This is a genomic window from Streptomyces sp. NPDC102402, assembly GCF_044765765.1.
Taxonomy (GTDB): Bacteria; Actinomycetota; Actinomycetes; order Streptomycetales; family Streptomycetaceae; genus Streptomyces.
The window spans coordinates 51,310-76,434 of record NZ_JBIWKR010000004.1; the positions used below are offsets into that span (position 1 = coordinate 51,310).

The following is a 25,125-nucleotide window of genomic DNA, read 5'->3' on the forward strand; positions in this document are numbered from 1 at the left end:
CAACCCTCGGCCGCCCAGCAGCCCGCTGACGTAGCGCAAGAGGCGAACAAAGCCGCATTGCAGACCGTGGCCGGCCGAGAGGCAGTCATAGCCCTGGGGAGCCTCCGGGTGTCAGGCCCCTGCGTCGGGTGGGTGGGGTGGTGCGAAACTGACGGGTATGGATATCCGTCGCAGGAACAACGTCACCGTCACCGGCCGTACGGACGGGCCGGTGCTCCTGTTGGCGCATGGGTTCGGCTGTGACCAGAACATGTGGCGCCTGGTGGTTCCCGCGCTGGCTGAGAGCTACCGGGTGGTGCTCTTCGACTACGTCGGCTCGGGCCGGGCAGACCCGTCGGCCTGGGATGAGGAGCGCTACAGCTCGCTGGAGGGCTACGCCCAGGATGTGCTGGAGGTCTGTGGGGAGCTGGACCTGCGGGATGTGACGTTCGTGGGGCACTCGGTCAGCGCGATGGTCGGGGTGCTCGCGGCGGCGAAGGCGCCGCAGCACATTTCCCGTCTGGTGATGGTCGCGCCCTCGCCCTGCTACATCGACGACGACGGCTACCGGGGCGGATTCAGCGCCGAGGACATCGACGAGCTGCTGGAATCGCTGGAGTCGAACTATCTGGGCTGGTCTGCGGCAATGGCCCCGGTCATCATGGGCAACGCGGACCGGCCGGAACTCGGACAGGAGCTGGCGACCTCGTTCTGCGCGACCGACCCGGACATGGCCCGCGTCTTCGCCCGCACGACGTTCCTCTCCGACAGCCGCGCTGACCTCGAGACGGTCACGGCGGCGACGCTGATCCTGGAATGCACGCAGGACGTGATCGCTCCCCGCGAGGTCGGCGCCTACGTCCACGCGGCGATCCCCGGCAGCCGCCTGATGACCCTGAGGGCGACGGGGCACTGCCCGCAGCTGAGTGCTCCGCAAGCCACCGCTGAGGCGATCACCGACTTCCTCGGAGCGGCCTAATGATGTGCCGCACCGACCAGCCGGTGCCCGAGCCGGGTGAGGAGCAGGACGTGGACGCCACGGACGCGGCGTTCACGTCGCTGCTGGAGGACAGTGCCGAGGAGCTCTACGAGCAGGCCCCGTGCGGCTATCTGTCGACACTGATGGACGGCACCATCGCGAAGATCAACACCACCCTGTTGGACTGGCTGGGCCTGGACCGGTCCCGGGTGGTGGGGCGGATGCGGTTCACCGACCTGCTCACCGTGGGCGGCAAGCTGTACCACGAGACGCACTTCGCGCCGCTGCTGCAGATGAAAGGCGAGGTCAACGGCATCGCCCTGGACCTCAAGGCCGCCGGAAAGCAGCGAATGCCGGTACTGGTCACCTCAAAGGTGAAGACCAGCGAAAACGACGAGCCGCTGCTGGTCCGCACCACGGTATTCGACGCCCGCGAGCGCCGCGTCTACGAGGCGGAGCTGCTGCGAGGCCGCAAGGCGGCGGAGGAAGCCCACCGGCAGGCTGAAGCGGCCCACCAGCGCGCGGAGGCTGACCGGGCCCGGCTCCAGGAGGCGCTCGCCGTCCTCCAGCAGAGCCTGCTGCCCTCGCAGCTGCCCGCGGTTCCAGGACTGGAGGCCGCCTCCTACTACCACACGGCCTCCCCGGACCTGCTGGGCGGAGACTTCTACGACCTGTTCCCCCTGGGCGCCGGCCGGTGGGCATTCTTCCTCGGCGATGTGTGCGGCAAGGGCCCCCAAGCCGCCGCCGTCACCTCCCTGACCCGCTACACCCTGCGCGCCGCCGCCCTGCACGACGCCGACCCCGTCACCGTGCTGACCACGTTGAACACGGTCCTGCACGACCGATACTCCAGCGGCGAGGGCCGCTACTGCACCGCCATCTTCGGCGTCCTGGAACTCGACGACGGCCACGTCAGGGTGCACATGGCCTCCGGCGGCCACCCCTCCGCGCTGATCCAGCGCGCCGACGGCAACGCCGACTACCTCCCCACCCCCGGCGGGTTGCTCATCGGCGTCCTGCCGCAGGCCCCCTTCACCGCCGCCCACACCCGGCTGCTGCCGGGCGACACCCTCCTCCTCTACACCGACGGTCTGACCGAGGCACGCACCGGGCCAGACCGCGCACTGTACGGCGAGGAGGCCCTGCATTCTTTTGCCGCGGCTCAGCCGCCGGCGGGCCCGCAGGCCCTGATCGCCGCTCTGAGCGGGCTGCTCGCCTCCTTCGGCGACGGACTCGACGACGACACAGCGCTGCTCGCCCTCGGCGTGCCCGCCCCGCTTCCCACCACCGCGAGTGACAACCTGACATGAGCCCACTGACGATCACCGTCCGAGACGCCGCCACCGGCCCCGTCCTGAAGATCTCCGGCGACCTCGACCATGAGACCGCGCCTGAACTGCGCGAGGCCATGGACGGCCTGACCGTAGCCACAGGACGCCTGCTGGTCCTGGATCTGGCCGGCCTGGACTTCTGCGACTCCAGCGGAATCAGCGCTCTGCTGACGGCCCGAAACCTGGCCGGCGAACAAGGCGGCACCATCGCCCTGGCCGCCGTCCCCTCCCACACCGCCCGCATCCTGCGCATCACCGGCCTGGACCAGGTCCTCACCATCCACCCGGACGCCACAACAGCCATCGCCCGCAGCTCCGCCGCCAGCTGACCCTGTCATCCCGGATGGTCAGGTTCCTGGAATATCAGGAGCCTGAGTGCGCGTCCGGGCGCAGCGTCCACGGGGACCCGGAGCAGCCTGCCGGAGGGACAGGAGGCGAGGTCGGTGCTCTGAGCGGCCGGCCGTGCCTCGACAGGCGAACAGCAAGGCTCCGATTCACTCAAGAAGCAGGCGCTTGGACGCACGTGCGGTGACGTAGTCCTGCGCCCCGCCCGAGTGGTACCAGAGAGCTCCGATACACGGCCGCCGGTGGATGCCTCCGCAGCGAAGAGCTGCCGGGGCAGGGGGACGCCGTGTTGCGTTCAGAGGAATCATGGGAAAGGCCAGTTCGTCCTTTGTGCTCGTCAGTTGTGAGCGATGCTTGGGCGCTGTGACCGCAACTCTGCACCCCCCACTCCCCCAACCCGCTTCCAGCCCGATCGTGGCCCGTGCTCCAGCAGAAGTGCTGAGAGGGGCAGAGTTCACAGGGTGCGGTCAGGGTCCTGAGGCCGACACCGAGATGCCCAGACCTCGACCATTCCCAACGGCCCACCAGCCGGTGGTCCGCAGTCAGCCGATCCGCGCGCACACGTCGTCGGCGGACCCGCGGACCAGGTGCACCGACTTGTAGCCGGTGGCACTGATGTCCATGGTGTACACGCCGTCGAGCACGTACAGGCCACGTGCCAGGTTGCCGGCGTTCTCACCGACGCCCGCCAGCACCGGGCCGACGACGTACCACTTCTGCGAACCGTCCGCGTGGTGGTCGACGATCGCGCTGCCGCTGACATCGGCGTCGTAGAAGGCGCCGGAGTCCGTGTTGGTGACCCGGACGACGAGGTCACCACGGTAGGCGACCCGGGAGGGAGAGCCGTCCGGCCGCCGCTCCAGGACCCGCTGCACCACCTCGTCCACCACGGGCTCGGTATGGACCGGGACGTCGCAACGGGCCCCGGCCGGCACGTCGTACGGGGGCGTCGGGGCCGGTTCCCACCCGCCGGGCACGGACGACGCGGACGCGGGCGCCGTCCCGAGCGCCAGGGTAACGAGAACGGCTGCGGCAAGGAATACGCGTCGCACGGGGCCTCCATCGGGGAGACGAATCCGGCACGGCACACCCGCCTCCCCACCGGTCTGCCGCACAGCAGATTATGCCGCGCCCGGCTCCGGCTGTCAGTGGATGCGGCGCCCCCGATACTCGGCGACGACGGTGAGGTGGGCGGTGAGGTCCCGGGGCTGGGTTTCAGCGGGCGGTCGTCCCCGCCAGGCGTAGGGGACCGGTGGTGCCGGAGTGGCTCAGGAGCAGGGTTTGGGGCTGCGGGGAACGGTGGCTCCGCCGCGGTCATGCGGACTGTGCGTTGACCGGGCGCACTGGCGCCGCTGTTGCCGGACCGGGACTATCCGCGTACGGGCAGCCCGTAGGACGCCGCCAAGTGGCCGAGCGCCTCACTGAGCGCGGCCTGTTGGGGCGGGCTCAGTTCGGCGGCGAGTTTCGCGTCGAGGACGAGCGCTTTGTCGGTGCAGTCCGCGAGGAGTTCGCGTCCCTTGTCGGTGAGGCTCAGTATCTGGCGCCGGCGGTCGGTCGGGTCGCGGAGTCGCTCAATGGCACCCATGGACTCGAGGCGGTCGGCAAGGGACACCACGAGGCTGGGCGCCACTCGCATCAGCTTCGCGACCTCGAGCTGGGAGGCGGCCAGTCCCGAGTCGAGGACTCCCAGGAGGCCGACGTGCTTGGGCTTCAGGTCGTGGGCGTCCAGTGCCTCGGCGTATTGATCGGCGACCAGTGCGCCCAGGGTGCCGAGCCGGAAGCTGAGGGTCTCGGTCCACTTGACTTGGTTCACACATCGCATGCTACCTTCCTCAAACCATTCACGTACTGAATGATTTGAGGCGAGAATCATGATTGATCATCGCACTGTGCAGATAGTCTTCGCCGACCTGCAGGACAGCATCGTGGCGCTGAGCGGCACGAACAGCCCCGCGACCATCAGGCGCTCGAGCGGAGTGCTCGGCCAGGTCACGCAGACCCTGAACATCCCGTTCACCGTGTCGGTCGCACCCCGCCCAGGCGGGCCCGGCGTCATCGCCGAGCTTCCCGACGCATCTGCCTTCGTGCGTGACGGACCATGCTGCTGGGATGACCAGCCATGGTGCGCGGCAATCGCCGCCCACGCTCGCAGAACGCTGGTCATCTGCGGCGTGACCTCAGAGATCGTGGTCCTTCACACCGCACTCGACGCCCTGGCCGCCGGCTACGACGTGATCGTCCCGGTCGACGCGAGCGGCGGCCTGTCGGAGCGCACGGAGAACGCGGCACTCCGTCAGATCGAGAAGGCAGGCGGCACCGTGACCTCCGTAGCCGGCCTCGTCACAGGCATGGTGCGCGACTTCACCACCCCCACCGGCCGCAACGTCATCACCGCGCTGCACCACCTGGCGGGCTAGCGAGCACCGCCGCAGCCCCCGGCCGCAGCGCCCCCTCCCCGTCCGTGCCTCCGAAGGAGAGCCCCATGAAACTCGCACCCCATCTGCACCGCCTCGGCAACGATCTCGTGGCCTGCTACCTCATCGACACCTCCGAGGGCATCACCCTCATCGACGCCGGACTGCCCGGCCACTGGCGGGACCTTCAGCGCGAACTGCGCTCCTTGGGCAAGTCGGTCGACGACATCCGCGGCCTCGTACTGACCCACGGCGACTCCGACCACATCGGCTTCGCGGAACGCCTGCGAACCAACCACGGCGTGCCGGTGTTCGTGCACGCAGCCGATGCCGTACGCACCCGCACAGGAGAAAAACCCAAGGTCGCAATTGGCCCCATGCGCCTGGGCCCGGCCCTCGGCTTCCTCGGCTACTCCATCCGAAAGAACGGCCTGCGCCCCCGCTACGTCGGCGAGACCACCGAGATCGGCGACGGCGACATCCTGGACCTGCCCGGAAGCCCCGTCGTCGTAAGCATGCCGGGACACTCTCCCGGAAGCGTGGCGCTGCACGTCCCACTCGCCGACGCCGTCTTCGTCGGCGACGCGCTGACCACGCGGCACGTCCTCACCGGGCGCACAGGCCCTCAGCCGGCGCCCTTCACCGACAACCCTGCACAAGCACTCACCTCCCTCGCCCGAATCGCCGAGCTGTCGGCCTCCTGGGTGCTCCCCGGCCATGGCACCCCTTGGCGCACCTCACCAGCGGAAGTGAGCAGGATGGTCCAGTCGGCTTCGACCAGCACTCACACCTGAGCCCGGCACCCACGCGTGAACCACGCGACGCCCGGGAGGACATGTACCGGGTGCGGGGGCAACGGCCCTGCTCTGCTCCGACTCGGACCGTACGGAACTCCCCGACCAAGGACAGCCAGCTGCTGAGTCCCCCCGTCGGCCATGAGCCGGCAACGACGACGATGCTCACTCCGTCTCGCCGAAGAGCAAGACATCAGCCTCGACCGCCTCCAGACGGAGCCGCCCCAAGCGCAGAGGGTGGCGCGCCGGGCAGGGCGCGCCCCACAGCCGGGTCACACCCCGCCACAACGCCCGCACCCATGCCCCGCATCCGGCCTGCTGCCCCGCGTGGCCCGGCTTGCCGCCGCCGGCCGGCGGTCGGCAGCGGTATCGTCGAGACCCCGTCCTGACGGGGCATCGGACACCACTGTGGGGGCAGAACTGTGGCAGCTTCGGGGGCGGCGCGCGTCGTCGTATGGGTGGTCGCCGTCGTGGCGGGCGTGGTGTCGGCAGGGCTGATCGTGGCGCTGGTGGTGGACCCGGACATGGCCGACCGGACCGCCGGGGTCACCGGCGCGATCGTCGGGCTCGCCGCTTTCGTCCTCTCGGTCCTGACCCTCCTCCGCAGCCCCGGAACCGGCAGCGGTGGACGTCGGGTACGGGCCGGAAGGGGCGGGATCGCTGCCGGCGGGAACATCACCGGCAACGCCATCGGCGACCGGTCGAAGGTCATCGGGTCCCCGACACCGTCCGGGCCGGCACCTGCGGGTGGTCAGGGCACGGACGTTCAGGCCGGAAGGGACGGTATCGCCGCCGGCGGGAACATCACCGACAACGCAGTCGGCGACGGCAGCGAACGCCGATGACCCCCCGATGGCCACGCCGCCGCAAGGACGACGAAGCGACCGAACCGGCTGCATTGCCCGACACGGTCCCAGACGACCGGCGGGTGCCCCAGCGGCAGGTACGAGTAGCGGCCCGCAGCGGTGGGATCGCCGCCGGAGGCGACGCCTCCCACAACGCCGTCGGCCGGGGCAGCCAGATCATCGACAACCGGCAGACCCACATCTACCACGCTCCGCGTCTGGATCCAGATGTCTCCGAGTCGCCTCCACGGGTGGTGCCCGGTCAGCTGCCGCCAGTTCCGGCGCATTTCACCAACCGGAGCGCCGAAGCCGCGCTGATCGACGCGGCCTGGGACGAGCGTCGGGAAGGCGCTCCGGCGACAGTGGTGCTCAGCGGACCCGGAGGGTCGGGAAAGACCGCCCTGGCTTCCTGGTGGTGCCGCCGCGTGGCGGACCGCTTCCCGGACGGCCAGCTGTATGCGGATCTCGGTGGCTTCCGCGCAGAACCGTCGGCAACCGCTGAACAAGTCCTGCGCGGGTTCCTTCGCGCCTTGGGCGTCGCGCCCCGAAACGTGCCGGTCGGGACGGCGGACCAGGCCTCACTGTTCCGGTCGTTGACGGCGCAGTCGCGTTTGTTGGTACTGCTCGACAATGTGGCGTCCGCCGCACAAGTGGCGCCGCTGATACCGGGATCCGCGAACGCAATGGTCATGGTCACGAGCCGTCTGCGGGTGCCCGGCTTGCTGGCGCAAGGCGGTGTGCTGGTCGAGGTTGCGGTTCTGTCGCAGGAACACGCGACGGCCTTGCTCAGCCGTACGGTCGGCGCGGCCAGAGGGGATACCGAGAGACAGCAGCTCGAGGAACTGGCCAGGTTGTGCGGCCGGCTGCCGATCGCCCTGTGTGTGGCGGGGGCCCGGCTCGCATCGCGTCCCCACTGGCCTGTCAAACGTGTGGTGCGGGAGCTGGCCGATGAGCAGCAACGACTCGCGGCGCTGTCGCTCAGGGAGGGGTTGTCGGTCTCGAGCGTGTTCGACGTCTCCTATGAAGGCCTGACTTCGCGGCAGGCCCGTGCCTACCGGCGGTTGTCCCTTCATCCGGGGCCCAGCTTCGGTCTGGAGGTGGCTGCAGCGGCGGTGGAACTGCCGGATCACGAGGCCGCCGATGTGCTGGAGTCGTTGGTTGATGCCAACGTGCTGGAGGACTGCGGGGCCGACCGCTACCGCTTCCATGATCTTGTCCGGCTGCATGCCCAGAATTGCGTGACGGCAACGGATGGCGCATGCGTCAGCCGGTCGGTGCTGGAGCGGATCACGGAGCACTATCTGGCCTTGGCAGTGGCGGTCGAGCACACGGTGATGCCCGGGGAGTGGCACGTAGGTCCGGCATGGGGGCGGGTCCGGGAAGGGGACGCGCCCTTCGCGAACAGCGTGGAGGCGCTGGACTGTCTTGAGGGTGAACTCCCCCAACTGATGGCGGTGTTGCGGGCCGCTACGGAGCAGGGGTTGGACTCGCTGGTCTGGCAGCTGTGCGAGGCCATGTATGCGCTGTTCCTGCACCGCAAGCACTATCAGGCCTGGATCACCGCCTACGGAACGGGGGTGGAAGCAGCCGCCAGGTGCGGTAACGATGCGGCGAGGTCACGGATGCACCACCGGCGCGGGGTTGCCTTCCACAACCTGGCGCGGTCCCAGGACGCCTGCCGGGAAGGTACGGCCGCACTGGATGCCGCGCGGGCATCGGGGCATGTCCTGGCCGAGTCCGCGGCGCTCCAGTTGATCGGTATGGCCTCGCGGGCCATGGGCCGGTTCGACGAGGCGACGGACACGTTGCGGCAGGCGGTAGATCTCGATCGCCGGGCGGGGCATTTCCGCAGTGAGGCATTGGCCCAGCGGCTCCTGGGATCGGCACACCTGGCTGCCGGTCACATCGGTTCGGCGGTCGAGGCATTGGAAAAGGCATGCGAACTGGCGGCAGGTCTGCCCGATCCGCCGGTACTGGCGATGAGTCGCGTGTACCTGGCCGAAGCGCTGACCCGGGCCGGTCGTGCGCTCGAGGCTCAAGAACTGGCCCGGGCGGCGTGGGCAGTCATGGAGGACTCCGGTTCGAACCAGTACGCGGCCCGGATCATGATGGCTTGGGGGCACGCGGTTCACGCGCTCGGTGACAAGGCTGCGGCTCGGACGTACCTGCTGAAAGCGCGGGACTTCTTCATCGCGGCCGCTGTGCCGGACCTGCGACCGGTGGAGGAGGCACTGAGCCGGATCGAGACATGCTCCGCCGGGCTGGCGACTTTGCCGGCGGCCGACGGCGCGAACCCTGCCATCGGCCGCGATCCAGTTGCACCCGGCACGCGGGAGGGCAACACCGACCAGGTGGTGGACCACCCCCGCGGCGACGACGGGGAAGACCGGTGACCACCGGTGTCCACGTCCCGCCGGCACACATGAGGCCGCAGCACGGGCAGGCGCGCCGGGCATCGCTCCATCGCGCGTGCCAGGTACCGCAACGACACATGCGGGTGGCACACACAGCACGTGAAATCCCGCCACCGTCCGCCCGTATCCGCCTCACCGCCGAAAAGGCCCCGTCGAAGCACTGCACATCCGGCCCGGACCAGCCCCACCCCGCCCCGGCCACGCCACAAGTCCCCGACAATCACGCCCACGGACACACCGGGCAGTCACCCCAAGCCCACCAGCGCCCTCCCACCCCTCACCGCCCCCAACAACGTCACCACCCCCTACGAGCAGGATCGCCCGCACCTACGAGCAGGCAGGAGCGGGAACCCGGGGGGCATCCCGGGTTCCCGCTCCGCACCTCGCGTCACCCACATGACGGTGATGACCCGTGTATGACGGTGGTGGCGCCTACTTGGCGGCGGTGACCACTTCGAGGCCGTCCGCCACGATCCGGCCGTCGTGCAAAACCGTACGGTCGGTGCCGCGGTCCATGACGGCGCTGCTCGGCGTCTCGCCGTCGACGAGGAGCAGATCGGCACGGTCGCCGACCGCGAGGCCCGGCCGGTCGGTCACCCCGGCGAGGCGCGGGACGTCGTGGCTCATGATGGAGGCGCCGCCCATGCTCGCCACCGCGAGGCACATCTCGATGTGGTCGTCGCGGCGGAAGTTGTTGGTGAAGGCGAGCTGCCAGGTGCGGTCGAGCAGGTCGCAGTTGCCGTACGGGCTCCAGTAGTCGCGCTGGCCGTCCTCGCCGAGGCCGACGCGGACGCCGGCCTCGGTGAGCTGGACGAGCGAGAGTTGGCCGCGGCCCGCGGGGGCGACGGTGGCCATGGCGATGTCGAGCTCCGCGAACTCCTCGATGAGGCGACGGCTGGTGGATTCGTTCACCGAGCCGAGCTCGTAGGCGTGCGACATGGTGACCTTGCCCTGCATACCGAGCGCGCGCACCCGCTCCAGGATCAGATCCGTCGAGAAGACGCCCAGCTCGCCGGGCTCGTGCAGGTGGATGTCGACCTCGACGCCGTACTTCTCGGCAAGGCCGAAGACCACGTCGAGGTGGCCCTTGGGGTCACGGTCCAGGGTGCAGGGGTCGATGCCGCCCATCACGTCGGCGCCCGCCTTCAGCGAGGCCTCCAGGTAGTCGGCGGTGCCGGGCTCGCGCAGGATGCCGGCCTGCGGAAAGGTCATGATCTGGACGTCGGCGAGGTGCCCGAACTTCTCCTTGGCGGCGACGACCGCCTCGAACTTCTCCAGCTTGCAGTCCACGTCGACCTGTGCGTACGTGCGCACCCGCGTGGTACCGCGGGCGATCATGCGCTCCAGGGTGCCGGCCACCCGCTCGGGCAGGGCGACCTCGGCGTCGCGCCAGTTCTCGCGGTCGTTCATCGTCATCGCCCACACGCCGGGGCCGCCGGTGTGCGGGCGGAACGGCAGGCCGACGCGGGTGGAGTCCAGGTGGACATGGACGTCGCTGAAGGCCGGGAGGAGCAGGCGGCCGCGGCCCTCGACGTCCTCCGCGGCGGGCGTGGCCGCCGGGTCGTGCGGGCGGATCGCGGCGATGCGGGTGCCGTCGAGCTGGACGTCGCTGCGCTCGCCGCCCCAGGGGCGGACGTCACGGATGAGCATGTGGTGCAACTTCCTTACGTTGTCGGTCAGTCGGCGGGTGTCGGGTCAGTGGCGGGCGGCAACGGCCCGGTCGGCGAAGTGGCAGGCGGGTTGTTCGTCACTCGCCACCGGCGGCACCTCCCCCGCACAGCGCGCCTGTTCGGCCTCGCCGAGGGTGGGGCGCAGCGGGCAGCGTGTGCGGAACACGCAGCCGGAGGGCGGGTTCGCCGGGGTGGGCAGGTCTCCGCTGAGCCGGATCCTGCGGCCCCGGTCGGCGTCCGGGTCGGGCTGGGGCACGGCGGAGAGCAGGGCCCGGGTGTAGGGGTGGCGGGGGTGGTCGAAGACTTCCCGGGTCGCTCCACTCTCCATGACCTTGCCCAGGTACATGACGGCGACACGGTCGGCGAAGTGCCGTACGACGGACAGGTCGTGGGCGATGAAGAGGTAGGAGACGCCGGTGTCGGCCTGGATGTCCTGGAGGAGGTTGACGACCTGCGCCTGGACCGAGACGTCGAGGGCGGAGACCGGTTCGTCGCAGATGATCAGGCGCGGTTCGAGCGCGAGGGCGCGGGCGATGCCGACGCGCTGCTTCTGCCCGCCGGAGAACTCGTGCGGGAACCGGTTGTAGTGGTCGGGGCGCAGGCCCACCCGGTCCATCAGTTCCCGTACGCGCGTTTTGATCCCGCCGGCCGGGTCGATGCCCTGGGCATGCAGCGGGGCGGCGATGGCGGCGCCGACGGTCTGCCTGGGATTGAGGGACGAGGTGGGGTTCTGGAACACCATCTGGACCTGGCGCCGGTACTCCTGCGCCTCGGCCCGCTTCATCGCGCCGATGTCGCGGCCGTCGAGGCGGACGGTGCCCGAGGTGGGTTCGAGGAGGCGCATCAGCAGCCGCCCGGTGGTGGACTTTCCGCACCCCGACTCGCCGACGATGCCGAGGGTCTGTCCCGCGCCGACGGAGAAGCTGACGCCGTCGACGGCCTTGATCGGGGCGCCGCCGCGGCCCATCAGGCCGCCCCTGCCCGGGAAGTGCTTGGTCAGGCCCTCGGCCTCAAGCAGCGGGGTCTGCTCGGGGGTGGTCATCGCGCGGCCTCCTCGGTGGTGTCGCCGACGGTGTCCCCGGTGGTTCTCCCGGCGGCGGCGTGATGCTCCTGGTGGCACCGGGACGGATGGTCGGCCGCCTCGGCCGTGATGAAGGCCGGCCGCTCGCTGTGGCACAGCCCGTCGGGCACGAGGTGGGTCTGCGGGCAGCGGTCGGCGAAGAGGCACCCGGTGGGCAGTGCGGTGAGCGACGGCGGGAAGCCGGGGATGGGGCGCAGCCGCTCGGCGTTGTCGCCGAGTGTCGGCATGGAGGCGAGCAGGCCCTGGGTGTAGGGGTGGCGCGGGTCCCGGAACAGCTCGCGCACGCTGCCCCGCTCCACGCACTGTCCGCCGTACATGACGGCGACATGGTGGCAGACCTCGGCGACGACGCCGAGGTCGTGGGTGACGAGGAGGACGGCGGTGCCGGTCTCCTGCTGGAGTTCGCCGAGCAGGTCGAGGATCTGCGCCTGCACGGTGACGTCGAGAGCGGTCGTCGGCTCGTCGGCGATGAGCAGTTCGGGTTCGCAGACGAGCGCCATGGCGATCATCGCGCGCTGGCGCATGCCGCCGGAGAACTCGTGCGGGAAGGCGCCGGCCCGCCGCTTCGGGTCGGGGATGCCGACCCGGCCGAGCATGTCGACGGCGACGGCGAGCGCGGCCTTGCGCGACACCTTGTTGTGGACGCGGTACGCCTCGGCGATCTGTGCGCCGACGGTGTGGAAGGGGTGCATCGCGGAGAGCGGGTCCTGGAAGATCATGGCGATCTTCTTGCCACGCCAGGTCCGCATCCGTTCCTCGGACAGGGAGTTGAGGTCGGTGCCGTCGAGCAGTATCTCGCCGGTGACCTGTGCCCGGCTCTCCTTGAGGAGGCCCATCAGCGCCTGGCTGGTGACGGTCTTGCCGGAGCCGGACTCGCCGACGAGGCCGACGGTCTCGCCCCGGTTCAGGGTGAGGTCCATGCCGTTGACGGCGTGCACGAGTCCGTCGTCGGTGGGGAAGGCGACGCGCAAGTCGCTGATACGGAGCAGGGGTTGCTCGGTGGGGGTGGACATCAGGCGGCCCTCACTCGCGGGTCGATGACGGCGTAGACGGCGTCGACGACGACGTTGGCGACGATGATGAAGAAGGCGGCGAGCAGGGTGATCGCCATGGTCACGGGCAGATCGCCGGCCTGCGCGGCCCGTACGGCGGTGAAGCCGACTCCGGGAACGGAGAAGATCTGCTCGGTGAGGACCGCGCCGCCGAGCAGCAGGCCGATGTCGAGGCCCAGCATGGTGACGACGGGGGTGAGTCCGGCGCGGGCGCCGTGCCGGACGACCATCACGGTTTTCGACAGGCCCTTGGAGCGGGCGGTGCGCATGAAGTCCTCGCCGAGCGTCTCCAGCATGGAGCTGCGGGTGACGCGGATGTACTGGGCGCTGAACAGGACGGCGAGCGCGACCCAGGGCAGCAGATAGTTCTGGGACCAGCCGCCGAACCCGGCGGGGCCGAACGGTGAGGTGATGGCGTTCGTCGTGAACGGCAGCAGGTCGAACGTCGAGACGAAGACGAGGAGCAGGAGCAGGCCGGTGACCGGGATCGGCAGGGACACGCCGATGGAGGCGGCGCCGACGATCACCTTGTCGGTGAGCTTGTTCTTGCGCAGCGCGGCCAGCGTGCCGAGGGTGACGCCGGCGACTGTCCACAGGACGATCGCTCCGACGGAGACGGAGACCGTGTACGGCAGGGCGCGTTCCAGTACGGCGGTGACGTCCTCGTTCGTCTGGAAGGACTTGCCGAAGCAGGGCCACTCGCACAGCGACTGCGCGCCGGCCGCGCCGATCGTCCGCCCGTGGAACAGGCCGGACATGTAGGTCAGGTACTGGGTGAGGAAGGGCTTGTCCATGCCGAGGGCGACGCGCGCCTCGGCGACGCGTTCGGGCGTGCACTCCTGGCCGCAGGCCGCGGCGGCGGGGTCGGCGGGCCCGAACTGGAACAGGCTGAAGGTGACGAAGCTGATGACGATCAGCAGGACGACGGTGGCGCCGAGACGCCGTAGCAGAAAGGCGGGCATGGTCACCCCTTCCTGGACTCGACCGAGACGGTCGACAGGTCGATGGAGCCGAAGAAGTAGCCGACCTGCGCGTTGCGGATGCGGGATCCGACGACGCTGCGGGTGACGCTCCTGATCAGCGGGACGAGCGGGTAGTCCTGCATGCCCCGGTCGAAGAGCGTCGCCCACTTGCGGCCGAGGTCCTCGCTCGTTCCGTTCTCGCCGCGCAGTGCGTACATGGCGCGGGCGATCTCCGGGTCGTAGTAGCGGGGGATGTTGGAGAAGCCGAAGGACTTGCCGTCGACGCTCGGGCCCAGGTTCGGGTCGACGGTCGTGCGCACCGAGCCGCTGTCGGCGCCGCCGCACCAGCCGCTGCGGGCGATGTCCGGCATGTTCTCGCCGGCGAGCGTCGTGTAGTAGTTCGCGGCGGGGATGGCGCGCAGTTCGAGGTCGATGCCTATCTGCTTCAGGTTCTGCTGGAGCGAGGTGCCCATGTTCTTGAAGCGGGGCGTCGCGTCGGCGTACCCGTAGACGAGCTTCTTGGGGTAGTCGCGGCCCTTGAGGAGCTTCCTGGCCGCCGCCACCCGGGGCTGCCCGGACGGGGTGAGGGCCGTGTGCTGGGTGACGTATCCGCGCTGGTCGGGGTTGATGTAGGACTGGGTGAGCTTGCCGAAGCGGGCGCCGCCGTACTGGAGGTGGATGGCCTTGCGGTCGATGGCGAGGGCGATCGCCTCGCGGACGGCCGGGTCCTTGATGGACTCGGTGTTGAAGTCCAGGACGTCGGTGCAGCCGATCAGTCCGGAGGCGGTGCGCCGTGCGACGTTCGCCGTGTCGAGTTTCGCCGCGTCGGACGCCTGGAGGCCGCCCGCGCTGTCGAGGGTGAGGGCTGTCGCGTCGGAGTCGGCGAGGAGTTGCTGGCTGATGGTCGACTGGGCGGTGGAGAGGCTGAAGGTGAAGGTGTCCGGCAGCGCGGTGCGGTTCGGGTCGGTCGCCGGGTCCCATTCGGGGTTGCGCACAAGCTGCATGGAGCGGCCGCGGTCGTAGTGCTTGATCTTGTACGGGCCGGTGGACACCGGGTGGTTGGTGTAGTCGAGCTTGGTGTCCTTCGCCCGGGGCACGGGGGCGGTGTTGGAGCGCGAGACGAGTGCGGGGAACTCGGCGAAGGGCTGCTTCAGTCTGAAGACGACCGTACGGCCGTCAGGCGTCTCGATGCCCTTGAAGTCACCGGCGGAGCCCTTGGCGTAGGGGCCCTTGTAGCCGTCGTCGGACAGGGCCGCGTTCAGTTCCTGCGGCGCCTGTGTGTAGACGTCGCGGGCGTAGGTCCGCTCGACGCCGTACTTGACGTCCTTGGCGGTGATCGGTGAGCCGTCCTCGAACTTGAGCCCTTTCTTCAGGGTGTATGTCCAGGTCAGTCCGTCCTTGGACACCTTGCCGAGGTCGGTGGCGAGGTCGGGGACGATCTTCGGGGGCTTGCCCGCCTCCTCCTTCGCCATGGTGAGGGTGCGGTAGTAGAGCTGGCCGACGTTGGCCGTCTGGACGTAGTTGCTGTTGCCCGGGTCGAGGGTCTGAAAGTCGGTGGACATCAGGACGTTGACGTTGCCGCCCCGGGTCGTGTCGCCCTCGCCGACCTTGACGGCCTCGAAGGCGTCGGCGGGAGCGCGGGAGCCCGAGCCGGGTGCGGGCCTGGGGCCGCCGCACGCGGTGAGGGTCAGTCCGGTCGCCGCCGCCAGGGCAAGCGCCGCTGTGGTGCGTCGATTCACTGGTGCTCCTGGTTTTCCTGGTGGTGCCGGCCGGGGTCAGCCACGGGAGGACTTGGGGTCGAGGGCGTCGCGGACGGCGTCGCCGAGCAGGTTGAAGGCGAGGACCGTGATCACCAGGGCGCCGGCGGGGACGGCGAGGAACCAGGGGTCGGTCAGGTACCAGTTGCCGGCCTGGGCGGCGTTGAGCATCTGGCCCCACGACGGGGTGGGGTCTTTCACACCGACGCCGAGGAAGGAGAGCGCGGCCTCGGCGGTGATGTTCGTGGGGATCATCATCGTGGCGTAGACGAGGACGACACCCATGACGTTGGGGACGATCTGGCGCAGGATGATCGAGCGGTGCGAGGCCCCGTAGGCGCGGGCCGCCTCGACGAACTCCTGCTCGCGGATGGACAGCACCTGGCCGCGGACGACGCGTGCGAGATAGGCCCAGCCGAAGAAGCCGAGGATGATCACGAGCGAGGCGATCGGCAGCAGGCTGCCGTCGCCGAGCGCCGTGTCGCCGAGCCGGGACTGCAGGATCGGCGTGAGTGAGAGCACGAGCAGCAGGTGCGGGAAGGCCAGGAAGAGGTCCATGATCCGACTGATCACCATGTCGACCTTGCCGCCGAAGTAGCCGGCGGCCGCGCCGAGCACGGTACCCAGGACGACGGAGACGGCGGTCGCGAGCAGCGCGATGATCAGGGAGACCTGAGCGCCGTGTGCCATGCGGGCGAAGAGGTCGCGGCCGAGGCCCGGTTCGACGCCGAGCCAGTGGTCGGCGGAGGGGAAGCGGTAGTAGGACAGCGGGAGTCCTGGCGTGCCGTAGTCGTCGAGGACGTCCGGGCTGGTGCGGGTGGTGTAGGGGTCCTGGCCTTCGATCGCGGTGAGCAGTGGGGCGAGCGCCGCGAACAGGATCATGAGGACCACCACGGCGAGCGCGGCGAGCGCGATCTTGCTGCGCCGGATGCGCAGCCATGCCGTGCCGAGCAGGGAGCGGGCGGCGATGGCGGGCGGGGCCGAAGCCGCCGCGGGTGGCGGGGAGCCGGGCACGCCTCCGGCATCGGCGTCGGAGGGCTGCCGCGCGGGCAGCACAGGGGAATCCGTCACGTCGGGAGATCCGTTCGGCGCTCGGGGGAAGGTTGACCGGACGGTATACCAGGAAGCCGCCGGCGCGAAAGAGGTGACCAGTTTCCGGTATACCGAAGCAGTCGACCAGTGCAGATAACTGGGCAATTCGCCAGAGAAGGGCTTCCTGTCGTCGCAGCGACCCGCCTGCTCTTCCGATTCGGTATACCAACTCGTACGATCGGGAACCCGACGGACGGTGAGCCGCACGCGTCCGCGGACACGGACCCCAGGAGGCACCATGCGCACCCGCTGGCGCGCCCGGCACATCCTCGCCCACCAGGACGGCGGCCACGCGCTGCTGCGGGACGGCGAGGTGGTGTGGGAGGACGACACCGTCGTGTACGTCGGGCCGCGCTACCAGGGCGCTGTCGACGAGGAGCGCGACCTGGGCGAATCCCTGGTCATGCCGGGGCTCATCGACCTCGACGCGCTCACCGACATCGACCATCTCGTGATCGACTCCTGGGCCGGCGCCGAGCGGGGCAAGGGCCTGCAGTGGTCGCTCGACTACTTCACCCACCGCCGCCACGACGTGTTCACCCCGCGGGAGCGGGCGACGATCCGCGCGTACGCCCTCGCCCAGCTCGCACTGCACGGCATCACCACGTTCATGCCGATCGCCTCCGAGGTGCACAGCCGCTGGGCGGAGCCGTACGAGGAACTGGTCGACATGGCGCGGACCGCGCGCGGGATCGGACTGCGCGGATACCTCGGTCCCGCCTACCGTTCGGGCGTCAACGTCGTCCTGCCCGACGGCACACGCGACGTCGCCTTCGACGAGGAGGAGGGCCGTGCGGGCCTGCGCGACGCGGTCCGCTTCCTGGACCATCTCGCGGAACTCGACGACCCGCTGCTGACCGGCGTCCTGCTGCCCTGCCGCATCGAGACGCTCACCGAGGAACTGCTCGGCGAGACGGCACGGATCGGGCGGGAACGCGGCGTCCTGATCCGGCTGCACGCACTCCAGGGCCTGGTCGAGCGCGACATCATCCGGCACCGGCATGGCCTGTCGCCCCTCGAACTCCTCCAAAAACACGACCTGTTGAACCCGAACCTGCTGATCCCGCACACCGTCACCATCGACCGGCACCCCTCGGTACACGGTGAGGACCGCGGCGATCTGGCGCTGCTCGCCGCCAGCGGCGTCTCGGTGATCCACTGCCCGCAGACATCACTGCGCTACGGCGAGATGCTGCACTCGTTCCGCGCGTACCGCGAGGCCGGGGTGAACCTGTGCCTGGGCACGGACTCCTTCCCGCCGGACCTGATCCGCGGCATGGACACCGGCGTGCACCTGGCCAAGATCGCCGAGGGCCGCTCGGACGCCGCACCCGCCGAACAGTACGTGGAGGCTGCCACCCTGGGCGGTGCCCGCGCCCTGGGCCGCGACGACCTGGGCCGGATCGCGCCAGGCGCCCAGGCCGACCTGGTCGCCTTCTCGCTCGACGACATCCGCGACGGCGTGCTGGACGACCCGGTGCGCACGTTCCTGCTCAACGGCACGGCACGACAGGCGACGGACTCGGTAGTCGCGGGCCGCCCGGTCCTGGTGGACGGTGGCCTGCCCGGGACCGACCTGGAGGCCCTGCGGCGCGACTCCCAGGTGCTCTTCGAGCGGATGCGGGCGGCCTACAGCGAGCGCGACGTGGAACGCCGCGAGACGGCCGAGCTTTTCCCGGCCACCTTCCCGGCATTCAGCACTCCGGAGCGGGAGGCCAGTGCGTGACAAGCATCGAGGCGGCCGAACCTCCCGGCTCCCACGTGGCACGCACCGAGGAACTGATCAGGACCGGCATCCACTCCGGGACGTACACCCCCGGTACGCGGCTGCGTGAGCGCGAACTCGCGCAGACGCTCGGCGTCTCGCGCGTCCCGGTGCGCGAGGCCCTGATGCGTCTCGCCACCGAGGGACTCGTCGTCCTGGAACCGCGGCGCGGCGCACACGTGCGCCGGCTCACCCTCCGCGACATCGACGAACTCTTCGACCTGCGGCTGAGCCTGGAGGTGTTCGCCGCGCGGCGGGCCGCCGAGATCGTCGCACGCGGAGGCAGCCACGACGTGTTGCGCAAAGTACTGGACGAGGCCGGAGCGGCGACCGCACGCGGGGACGCAGCAGGCATCGCCGCCACGAACACCGCCTTCCACGCCGAGCTCATCACCATGACCGGGAACCGGCTGCTCCAGTCCTCCTTCCAGCCCTCCCTGGGCCTGATGCACTGGCTGTTCCGCCTCACCGGCACCGAACGCGGCGCCGAGCAGCACTGCGCCGAGCACCGACAGATCTGCGACGCGATCGGCGCCGGCCGCCCGCGCCTCGCCGAAGCACTGACGTTCTCCCACATCGACATCCGACGCGAGCCCGTGATGCGATCCCTGGCCCAGACGCTGCCCGCGGACTGATCCCGGATATGGACGGCGTCCTGCTGAAGGCCGCGCTCACTAACGGTTCCTTCCGATACCCGCGCACACGCGTGCCGATCCTCAGGCCGGAGGGTGAACGTGACAGTTACTCTCCCTCCGCCTTCGACCGCGGATCCAGGCGGCCAGGGACGCGGCGGGCCAGGTCGACCGGGAAGTCTCAGCGGACTCCACAGCTGTGCGGGCCCACCAGCACCCCACCGCCGCGCGGAAGGCGCCGGCGGTCGCGGTCCCTCATAGAGAGGATCGCCGGGGGGACGAGGGTGGGACGAACCGGGTCGATCGGGCGATGAGGAAACCGGCAGTCCGGCTGGAGGAAATGGTCAGATCGGCGAGTGTCCGGGACGCTCCCGCGGCGGATTCACCATTAGGATCCACCTTGCCGTCGATGGGCGTGCCAGCCACTCCCCCTCGCCCCGGCACCCGGACACTACGGCCACGGCCCCCAGCTCGAGCCAGGCGCTGTTTCCCGGATCATGTGCGGAGCCATGAGGGCTGCGAGGGCGGCGGTTGTGAGGTGGATGCATCCGCGCTTGCCACAGCAAGTGGCCACGGCCCGGGACTCCGATGCCCCTCACTGCAGGGCTCCTGCGCGGCGGCCCTCGGCGAGCAGCGTTTCCACCAGCTGCGATTTCACGCCCGGTGCCAGGAACGTGAGGGGTTTGGCCGCCCGGTTCCGGTGGATCTCCATGCGGTGCGCTCCCATGTAAAGGTCCACGACCGTTGTCTGCTGGATGCCGGTCACGTCGCTCCAGGCCACGGAATCGGTCACCCGGCCGAAGCGGTTGGTCACGGCCACCCCCTCCGCCAGGAGGTAGCACCGGTTCATGCCGAGCCGGGCGGTCAGCAGACGCCACCCCAACGTCACGGTGTAGACCGCGATCACCACCGCCGTCGTCCAGGCGAGGTTCCCGTCGACCTGATCGGGGGTGAACACGGTGAAACCGGCCATGACGACCCAGGCGATCAGCAGGAATCCCCGGAGTATCTGCAGCAGGGTGCCCGCGACCGGGGTCATGAGAGCGTAGTCCCCTCGGATCGGACCGAGACTCAGTCCGGACACACGAGTGCGCACGATTCCCCCATCAGCCAGATCCAGCCCCAAGCCCTGACACGCGCTCAGCAAACCAGGGCATACCCCTACGCGCGAGAGATCGAACAGACTTGACCTGAATCGCGCCGGGCTGGAGCCAGCACAAGGACACCGAGGCGCCACTGACCGACACCGCCGTCGCGAGCATCACCATGCACGAAGCCGCCGCCTCCCCACCCACACCCAACAGCGTCAACGAAGTCGAACAGATGGCCCGCTGAACCGTGACCCACCAACTCGGCCGCCTGCGGGTGCCCCGGACGCTGTGGGGGCGTGTCCGGGGCACCGTGTGGAAGGCGCTTCAGCGGGGCCGGTGCCGGGCCCTTGGCGGGGCAGGGGCGCCGCGGCGTCTTTCGGAACCTGGGCGTGACGCGCTTACATGCTCAAGTAGACCTGGAAGCCGGCTTCCGTACCGAGCCAGAGAATGGCGTCGCCGTCGAGGGCGGGCGAGACGAAAACGTGATCCTCTCCGTTGGCGCCGTCGACACGGACCTCGACGCGCTCCAGACACCAGGCGTCGCTCCCACCCCGGTTGTCGAACCGGATGTAGACCGGCATGTCCAGTGCCACGGCCAACGGGATGTTCTGCGGGTCGTTGACGTTGGCGTACTCGACGTTGGCGTCCCCGCCGAAGACGAACGAGTCGTCCGCGCCGGGCTCGAAGTCGGATCGCTCGGTGCCGCACCGGAACTCCCGGCCCGCGACCCCCAGGTACACCTCGCTGGAACCCTGCGCACCCGGCTCCCAGTCCTCGGTACGGCCCGCGCGGTCCCTCGTCGCGGTACGGATCTTCGCTTCGATGCGCTTGATCATCTCAGGCATTTCAACTCCTTGCGGTCGGCGTTCACCGCCTCTCAGTAACCAAGTGTGACGGATCAGTGACTTTTCGTACAGAGCGCATGTGACGCCACCCCCTCCCGGGCCCCGCTTCCAGAAGCCCCCGCCGTCCTTCCGCACGCCGGTTTGCAGCCAGCCCGCCCCACACACCAAGGGCTGTCACCTTCTCCGAACTACTGGGCATGCGCCGAGGCCCTGCCCGGCGAGCTTGCGGAGCTGGGATCGAAACCGCAGCTCGACTGTTCCTCGCACCGCTCAAGTAGCGGGACGTCAAGCCCGAAGCCTCGCGCAGACACCCGTTGTTAGCCTGTGATCACGGTCTCGCATACTTCTCAGATGGACACACCAAGAGCTTCCTGGCTCAACACCACTCACGACTGGGCCAGCACCGTCGACCTTGACCATCTCGACCACATCCGCAAGAACTCCGCCGCCTTTGCCCCCGGCGGCATCCTGCATCTGATCCTGGAAGTCGTCGCCTATGTGGCAGACGAGGCCGAAGCCGGCCACGGCGGTCTCTGTCAAATCACCCTCTACTCAGATGGCTCGGTGGCCGTCGCCGACAACGGACGGGGCACCGACACACGCCTCGATGAGCTTGGTCGCATAGTGAAGAAGCCGGTCATGGCCACGAAGGACCTCCGGTTCTTCGACAACCCTGGTGCGCCGTCCCTCCCCGACACACATATTCGCCGCGGCATGTCTGTTGTCGCTGCACTCAGCACGTGGCTCATCCATACCAACCGCCGTCTCAACGGTTCCTGGACTCAGCGGTACGAACACGGCGTGCCTACTACTGACCTGCGACCGATCGCTGATGACCTCACGACCGGGACCACCGTGCACTTTCTCCCAGACGAGCCATTGCGTATCGCCAGAAACACCTGGTTCGACCTGGCACAGCTGACCCAGTCGTGGCAACCCCTCTCCCTCGAAGTAGACGACCGTCGAGGCACGTAAGGCAGTCACTACTCAGCAGCCGTCGCGTCATCAACCCCCTTCAGGGACTCGTGCAGCGCCTCTGACGGCCTTGGGTGCTCCGAAGGCTCATCCACTGCAGTGGTGCGAGCAACGATCTCCCGGAAGGTAGGAATGCCTAAGGGATTGCAGATACCCGCTCTGACCTGCGAAGACAGCTGAGTTAGTTCGGCTAACAGGCCGGAAGACGCACCACGGCAGGTCAGCAATGCTGATTGCGCAGTCGAGGGCGCCGCCCTCGCTCGGGGTCGGGCTGCGCCGGCGGTGCCGGCGGTGCCAACTCAGCCTTGCAGCCCGGTCTTCTGCCTGCGGACCTCGCACGACTCGATGTCCGGCTCCGCCGATCCATCATCGCGTCCTCCCTGGAGATGAGCCCCACCAGGTCACGGAAAGCGCCGCAGGGCCACCGAGGAGGAGCGATGCGGCTTGCTTTTGCACAGCATCTCGTCCGGGCCCGGGCCCGCTCCCGCCGGCTTGCCGGTCCGCAACGAGGGCGCATGGTGTCCACGAGCGAGAACACTCCGTCGGCGTGGAAGGCGATATAACCGATCTTCAGCAACGCCCGGCTGCTTGACTTGCCCCGGATGTCGTGCAGCCGCATGTGGGGGGTGTTGCAGAGCCTGGCGGTGTGCTGGTCAGGGTACGCGTGATGAGCAGGGCTTTCGGCACGTTGTCCGAAGCCCTGCAGGACGACTCCTGGTCCGGACAGGACACCGTCCCGGTGATCAGCCCCGATGCCCTGTCGCCTGACGGAATGGCCGAGGTACTGTCCGAGGTCCTTCAGCGACCTGCCCGCTTCCAGCAGGTCGACGCCCACACCCACAAGGCGACGATGATGCAGTACGGGATGAGCGAGACGTTCGCACAGAGTCTGGACATGGCCGCTGCCCAGAGCGACGGCATCTACGAGGCCGAGCAGGCATTGGCTTCACCCGCCCCCACCAGCTTCCGCCAGTGGCGCGAGGAGGTACGCAAGCCCGCCACCCATGCCTGAGCGGCCGGACTGCGGTGTGGCCCGCCGCGCGCCGAGAGCCAGTGCGGGTGATCTTCAGGAGGTCACCCGCACCTGGGAAGGGAGATGCCTCATCCCCCAGTCGGCCCGCCGGAAGTAGTCCTGCAAGATCCTGCCGGGCACCGTACGGCGCCGTCACGGGGCGACTTCGCACTCCACGAGGTGTCCGGGCAGTCGCCCGCGCTTTACCGGCGCGGCCTGCCCTTTCGTGCCGAGGGTGAGATTCCAGCGGAACTTGGCGGCGATCCAGTCGCAGGCGTAGGCGCACTGCGCGGACCGGCTGGCGGAAGCCACCGGCCGGGGCCCTTGTCACTCCTGGGCCGGTTCGACCTGGCGGTCACCGCGACGAGGCCGCGTCCGCTGCCCAGATCCTCAGCGTACTGCTCACGCCGTTTCGCGGTCCGTCTCGAGGCTCCGAGTGGCGGGGAGCGTCGCTCCAACTGTGCTGCATCCGGAGCTGTCGGTGGTGCCGTCCTGGCGTCGTGGCGAGCGCTATGGTAATCGCCGTGGACGCTACTGATCTTGACTACCGGGTCCGGACACGGTCCGGCTGTATACCGCCGGAGCTGGTCTCGCGGCTGCTCGAACACGGCCATGCCGACGTGGTGGAGCTGCAGGCCGGACGCGGGGAGTGGTTCTGCGCGCTGGCGTGGGCTCGGGTGCTGGGTAATCAGGGCCGAGAGACGGAGGCGTTGGAGGCGCTCGCCCCGTACGTGGTGACGGGCTGGTGGAAGGCTGTTGTCTCCGCGGCCGAGCTGCTGGAGAGCTGGGGCCGCATCGACGAGGCGATCGAGATCATCCGGATCCGCACGGAAGCCGGGCACCCGAAGGCCTTGGAGGCCTACACGAGGCTGCTCGCGCGGCACGGCCGCGCCGAGGAGGCGTTCAACCTGCTCGTGCCGCACGTCGACGACTGGGTGCTCGCCACCGCCCTGGTCGACGTCGCCTCCGTCGCCGGCCGCGACGAGGAAGCTGCCGCGCTGCTCGCCGACCGGATTCGGGCCGACCACTGCTGCGACGGCCCTTGGTGCTGCGGCAGCCTCGATCCCGACACGGTGCTTGGCCTGCTCGCGACGATCCGCGAGCGCCAGGGCTACCTCGATGAGGCCATCGGTCTGCTCCGTCGCCGACAGGTCACGTCTGTCAACAGTCAGGACCAACTCGCCGACTTGTTGGCCCGGCACGGCCGGATCGAGGAACTGCGCGCCTACGCAGCGGTGGACGGACATGAGGAGGCCGTACAGCAGCTGGCGGAGCTGCTGGAGAAGGACGGCGACGTGGAGGGCGCAATCGCCGTATATGAGCGGGCTGACGGCCCTGCGGCCCGGAACCCGAACTCGGCTTACGAGCTCGCGCAGCTCCTGGCCCGACACGGACGGGGTGGAGAGGCGATCGCCGTGATGCGCGCCCAGGCCGATGCCCACCACAGCGATGACTGGATTCTCCACGCCTTGTCCCAGCTGTGCCTCGACCAGGGTTGCCCCGCCGAGGGACTCGTCCACCTCGACGCCCTCGCCGCCGAGCGCGGGGGTGAGGACGAGTGGGAGTTGTACTGGATGCGCTTGCCGCTGATCGCCGCCTGCAGTGGGGTTGACGAGGCGGTTGAACGGGCCCGGACCCACCCTGAGGGCAATACCTGGTACGCGGCGGAGCACATTGCACACCTTTTCGCCGGTGCCGGGCGCATCGAGGAAGCCGTTGTCGTCCTCCAGCAGCACGACCGCGGGGTAAGCCATGACCTCGCCGGCTACCTCGTCGACCTCGGCCGCGTTGAGGAGGCCCTGGTCATCGTGTTGCACAGAAGCCCCCCGCCACCGCTCGTGCCGACGACGCACCTGTGGTCCGACGAGCCACCCTTCTGAAGTGCTGGCCGAGTGCTGACCGAGTGCCGGCGATGTCGGCCATCATTCGATGGTTGACGGGGCTGCCTTGCGGTTGGCGGCAGCCTGCACTGGTGGGCCACCGTCCCGGGTAGACATCCGGGCTTCGAGGTAGGCAGTCCAGTCGGTGGCCTCGCGGCGCCTCCAGTACTCGGCGGTAATCGCGCGGAGTCCGAGCAGAGGCGCGAGGAC

Annotated in this window: 23 protein-coding genes; 12 read left to right on the forward strand and 11 right to left on the reverse strand. The window is 69.4% G+C overall.

Features of this window, described 5'->3' with window-relative positions:
• Positions 1–157: 157 nt before the first annotated feature.
• From ACIRJR_RS14030 to ACIRJR_RS14040, 3 genes are read left to right on the forward strand one after another with little or no spacing between them, the layout of a single operon-like run.
• Complete coding sequence (locus ACIRJR_RS14030; protein ID WP_403778872.1) at positions 158–958, forward strand: alpha/beta fold hydrolase; 801 nt, start codon at positions 158–160, stop codon at positions 956–958.
• A gap of 2 nt (positions 959–960) precedes the next feature.
• On the forward strand, positions 961–2,268 hold the full coding sequence (locus ACIRJR_RS14035; protein WP_403780301.1) for a PP2C family protein-serine/threonine phosphatase: 1,308 nt from the start codon (positions 961–963) through the stop codon (positions 2,266–2,268).
• Positions 2,265–2,618 carry an STAS domain-containing protein gene (locus ACIRJR_RS14040; protein ID WP_403778875.1) on the forward strand — a complete coding sequence of 118 codons (354 nt, stop codon included), beginning with the start codon at positions 2,265–2,267 and terminating at the stop codon, positions 2,616–2,618. Before ACIRJR_RS14035 ends, ACIRJR_RS14040 begins: the two co-directional genes overlap by 4 nt.
• A gap of 558 nt (positions 2,619–3,176) precedes the next feature.
• Here the strand turns inward: ACIRJR_RS14040 and ACIRJR_RS14045 are convergent.
• Positions 3,177–3,686, reverse strand: coding sequence for a hypothetical protein (locus ACIRJR_RS14045; RefSeq protein ID WP_403778878.1), 510 nt, complete (start codon positions 3,684–3,686; stop codon positions 3,177–3,179).
• Positions 3,687–4,003: 317 nt separating this feature from the next.
• On the reverse strand, positions 4,004–4,456 hold the full coding sequence (locus ACIRJR_RS14050; protein ID WP_403778881.1) for a MarR family winged helix-turn-helix transcriptional regulator: 453 nt from the start codon (positions 4,454–4,456) through the stop codon (positions 4,004–4,006).
• A gap of 67 nt (positions 4,457–4,523) precedes the next feature.
• Between ACIRJR_RS14050 and ACIRJR_RS14055 the strand changes: the two genes are divergently transcribed.
• The 4 genes from ACIRJR_RS14055 to ACIRJR_RS14070 all read left to right on the forward strand — a co-directional run bounded on the left by ACIRJR_RS14055 (position 4,524) and on the right by ACIRJR_RS14070 (position 9,080).
• Positions 4,524–5,051, forward strand: coding sequence for an isochorismatase family protein (locus tag ACIRJR_RS14055; RefSeq protein ID WP_403778884.1), 528 nt, complete (start codon positions 4,524–4,526; stop codon positions 5,049–5,051).
• 65 nt (positions 5,052–5,116) lie between these two features.
• Positions 5,117–5,842, forward strand: coding sequence for an MBL fold metallo-hydrolase (locus ACIRJR_RS14060; protein WP_403778887.1), 726 nt, complete (start codon positions 5,117–5,119; stop codon positions 5,840–5,842).
• Between the two features lie 422 nt (positions 5,843–6,264).
• The gene (locus ACIRJR_RS14065; RefSeq protein WP_403778890.1) at positions 6,265–6,687 is read left to right on the forward strand and encodes a hypothetical protein; all 423 of its coding nucleotides are present in this window, start codon (positions 6,265–6,267) and stop codon (positions 6,685–6,687) included.
• The gene (locus ACIRJR_RS14070; RefSeq protein ID WP_403778893.1) at positions 6,684–9,080 is read left to right on the forward strand and encodes an ATP-binding protein; all 2,397 of its coding nucleotides are present in this window, start codon (positions 6,684–6,686) and stop codon (positions 9,078–9,080) included. The genes ACIRJR_RS14065 and ACIRJR_RS14070 overlap by 4 nt, the downstream gene beginning before the upstream one ends.
• A 453-nt stretch (positions 9,081–9,533) precedes the next feature.
• On the opposite strand, the gene ACIRJR_RS14075 is transcribed toward ACIRJR_RS14070, so the two are convergent.
• From ACIRJR_RS14075 to ACIRJR_RS14100, 6 genes are read right to left on the reverse strand one after another with little or no spacing between them, the layout of a single operon-like run.
• Entirely contained in the window at positions 9,534–10,751 is a 1,218-nt protein-coding gene (locus ACIRJR_RS14075; RefSeq protein ID WP_403778896.1) for an amidohydrolase, read from the reverse strand.
• A 45-nt stretch (positions 10,752–10,796) separates the two neighbouring features.
• The gene (locus ACIRJR_RS14080) at positions 10,797–11,813 is read right to left on the reverse strand and encodes an ABC transporter ATP-binding protein (protein ID WP_403778899.1); all 1,017 of its coding nucleotides are present in this window, start codon (positions 11,811–11,813) and stop codon (positions 10,797–10,799) included.
• On the reverse strand, positions 11,810–12,865 hold the full coding sequence (locus ACIRJR_RS14085; RefSeq protein WP_403778902.1) for an ABC transporter ATP-binding protein: 1,056 nt from the start codon (positions 12,863–12,865) through the stop codon (positions 11,810–11,812). Before ACIRJR_RS14085 ends, ACIRJR_RS14080 begins: the two co-directional genes overlap by 4 nt.
• Positions 12,865–13,866 carry an ABC transporter permease gene (locus ACIRJR_RS14090; RefSeq protein ID WP_403778905.1) on the reverse strand — a complete coding sequence of 334 codons (1,002 nt, stop codon included), beginning with the start codon at positions 13,864–13,866 and terminating at the stop codon, positions 12,865–12,867. Before ACIRJR_RS14090 ends, ACIRJR_RS14085 begins: the two co-directional genes overlap by 1 nt.
• Before the next feature lie 2 nt (positions 13,867–13,868).
• On the reverse strand, positions 13,869–15,605 hold the full coding sequence (locus ACIRJR_RS14095) for an ABC transporter substrate-binding protein (protein WP_403778908.1): 1,737 nt from the start codon (positions 15,603–15,605) through the stop codon (positions 13,869–13,871).
• 36 nt (positions 15,606–15,641) lie between these two features.
• A complete protein-coding gene (locus tag ACIRJR_RS14100; RefSeq protein WP_403780304.1) occupies positions 15,642–16,679 on the reverse strand; it encodes an ABC transporter permease in 1,038 nt (345 codons plus the stop codon).
• A gap of 274 nt (positions 16,680–16,953) precedes the next feature.
• Between ACIRJR_RS14100 and ACIRJR_RS14105 the strand changes: the two genes are divergently transcribed.
• Both ACIRJR_RS14105 and ACIRJR_RS14110 read left to right on the forward strand, forming a co-directional pair.
• Positions 16,954–18,441 carry a chlorohydrolase family protein gene (locus tag ACIRJR_RS14105; protein ID WP_403778911.1) on the forward strand — a complete coding sequence of 496 codons (1,488 nt, stop codon included), beginning with the start codon at positions 16,954–16,956 and terminating at the stop codon, positions 18,439–18,441.
• Positions 18,438–19,115 carry a GntR family transcriptional regulator gene (locus ACIRJR_RS14110; RefSeq protein ID WP_403778914.1) on the forward strand — a complete coding sequence of 226 codons (678 nt, stop codon included), beginning with the start codon at positions 18,438–18,440 and terminating at the stop codon, positions 19,113–19,115. Before ACIRJR_RS14105 ends, ACIRJR_RS14110 begins: the two co-directional genes overlap by 4 nt.
• 592 nt (positions 19,116–19,707) lie before the next feature.
• Here the strand turns inward: ACIRJR_RS14110 and ACIRJR_RS14115 are convergent.
• Together ACIRJR_RS14115 and ACIRJR_RS14120 are read right to left on the reverse strand one after the other, a co-directional pair.
• Entirely contained in the window at positions 19,708–20,151 is a 444-nt protein-coding gene (locus tag ACIRJR_RS14115; RefSeq protein ID WP_403778917.1) for a hypothetical protein, read from the reverse strand.
• A 450-nt stretch (positions 20,152–20,601) separates the two neighbouring features.
• Entirely contained in the window at positions 20,602–21,048 is a 447-nt protein-coding gene (locus tag ACIRJR_RS14120; protein ID WP_403778920.1) for a hypothetical protein, read from the reverse strand.
• Between the two features lie 351 nt (positions 21,049–21,399).
• Here ACIRJR_RS14120 and ACIRJR_RS14125 point away from each other — a divergent pair, with 351 nt between their 5' ends.
• Both ACIRJR_RS14125 and ACIRJR_RS14130 read left to right on the forward strand, forming a co-directional pair.
• Positions 21,400–22,023 carry an ATP-binding protein gene (locus ACIRJR_RS14125; RefSeq protein ID WP_403778923.1) on the forward strand — a complete coding sequence of 208 codons (624 nt, stop codon included), beginning with the start codon at positions 21,400–21,402 and terminating at the stop codon, positions 22,021–22,023.
• A gap of 667 nt (positions 22,024–22,690) precedes the next feature.
• On the forward strand, positions 22,691–23,035 hold the full coding sequence (locus ACIRJR_RS14130) for a hypothetical protein (protein ID WP_403778925.1): 345 nt from the start codon (positions 22,691–22,693) through the stop codon (positions 23,033–23,035).
• A gap of 153 nt (positions 23,036–23,188) precedes the next feature.
• On the opposite strand, the gene ACIRJR_RS14135 is transcribed toward ACIRJR_RS14130, so the two are convergent.
• Positions 23,189–23,347, reverse strand: a complete 159-nt coding sequence (locus ACIRJR_RS14135) for a hypothetical protein (RefSeq protein ID WP_403778928.1) — start codon at positions 23,345–23,347, stop codon at positions 23,189–23,191.
• A gap of 212 nt (positions 23,348–23,559) precedes the next feature.
• On the opposite strand from ACIRJR_RS14135, the gene ACIRJR_RS14140 reads away from it, so the two are divergent.
• Complete coding sequence (locus tag ACIRJR_RS14140; RefSeq protein ID WP_403778931.1) at positions 23,560–24,915, forward strand: tetratricopeptide repeat protein; 1,356 nt, start codon at positions 23,560–23,562, stop codon at positions 24,913–24,915.
• Positions 24,916–25,125: the final 210 nt, after the last annotated feature.

Excerpts from the sequence above, each read along its gene's own strand:
- ACIRJR_RS14075 (WP_403778896.1), bottom strand. The coding sequence starts at position 10,751 with ATGCTCATCCGTGACGTCCGCCCCTGGGGCGGCGAGCGCAGCGACGTC.
- ACIRJR_RS14090 (WP_403778905.1), bottom strand. The coding sequence starts at position 13,866 with ATGCCCGCCTTTCTGCTACGGCGTCTCGGCGCCACCGTCGTCCTGCTG.
- ACIRJR_RS14105 (WP_403778911.1), top strand. The coding sequence starts at position 16,954 with ATGCGCACCCGCTGGCGCGCCCGGCACATCCTCGCCCACCAGGACGGC.
- ACIRJR_RS14030 (WP_403778872.1), top strand. The coding sequence starts at position 158 with ATGGATATCCGTCGCAGGAACAACGTCACCGTCACCGGCCGTACGGAC.
- ACIRJR_RS14130 (WP_403778925.1), top strand. The coding sequence starts at position 22,691 with ATGAGCAGGGCTTTCGGCACGTTGTCCGAAGCCCTGCAGGACGACTCC.
- ACIRJR_RS14070 (WP_403778893.1), top strand. The coding sequence starts at position 6,684 with ATGACCCCCCGATGGCCACGCCGCCGCAAGGACGACGAAGCGACCGAA.
- ACIRJR_RS14120 (WP_403778920.1), bottom strand. The coding sequence starts at position 21,048 with ATGCCTGAGATGATCAAGCGCATCGAAGCGAAGATCCGTACCGCGACG.
- ACIRJR_RS14115 (WP_403778917.1), bottom strand. The coding sequence starts at position 20,151 with ATGACCCCGGTCGCGGGCACCCTGCTGCAGATACTCCGGGGATTCCTG.
- ACIRJR_RS14050 (WP_403778881.1), bottom strand. The coding sequence starts at position 4,456 with ATGCGATGTGTGAACCAAGTCAAGTGGACCGAGACCCTCAGCTTCCGG.
- ACIRJR_RS14085 (WP_403778902.1), bottom strand. The coding sequence starts at position 12,865 with ATGTCCACCCCCACCGAGCAACCCCTGCTCCGTATCAGCGACTTGCGC.
- ACIRJR_RS14035 (WP_403780301.1), top strand. The coding sequence starts at position 961 with ATGTGCCGCACCGACCAGCCGGTGCCCGAGCCGGGTGAGGAGCAGGAC.
- ACIRJR_RS14125 (WP_403778923.1), top strand. The coding sequence starts at position 21,400 with ATGGACACACCAAGAGCTTCCTGGCTCAACACCACTCACGACTGGGCC.
- ACIRJR_RS14040 (WP_403778875.1), top strand. The coding sequence starts at position 2,265 with ATGAGCCCACTGACGATCACCGTCCGAGACGCCGCCACCGGCCCCGTC.
- ACIRJR_RS14080 (WP_403778899.1), bottom strand. The coding sequence starts at position 11,813 with ATGACCACCCCCGAGCAGACCCCGCTGCTTGAGGCCGAGGGCCTGACC.
- ACIRJR_RS14060 (WP_403778887.1), top strand. The coding sequence starts at position 5,117 with ATGAAACTCGCACCCCATCTGCACCGCCTCGGCAACGATCTCGTGGCC.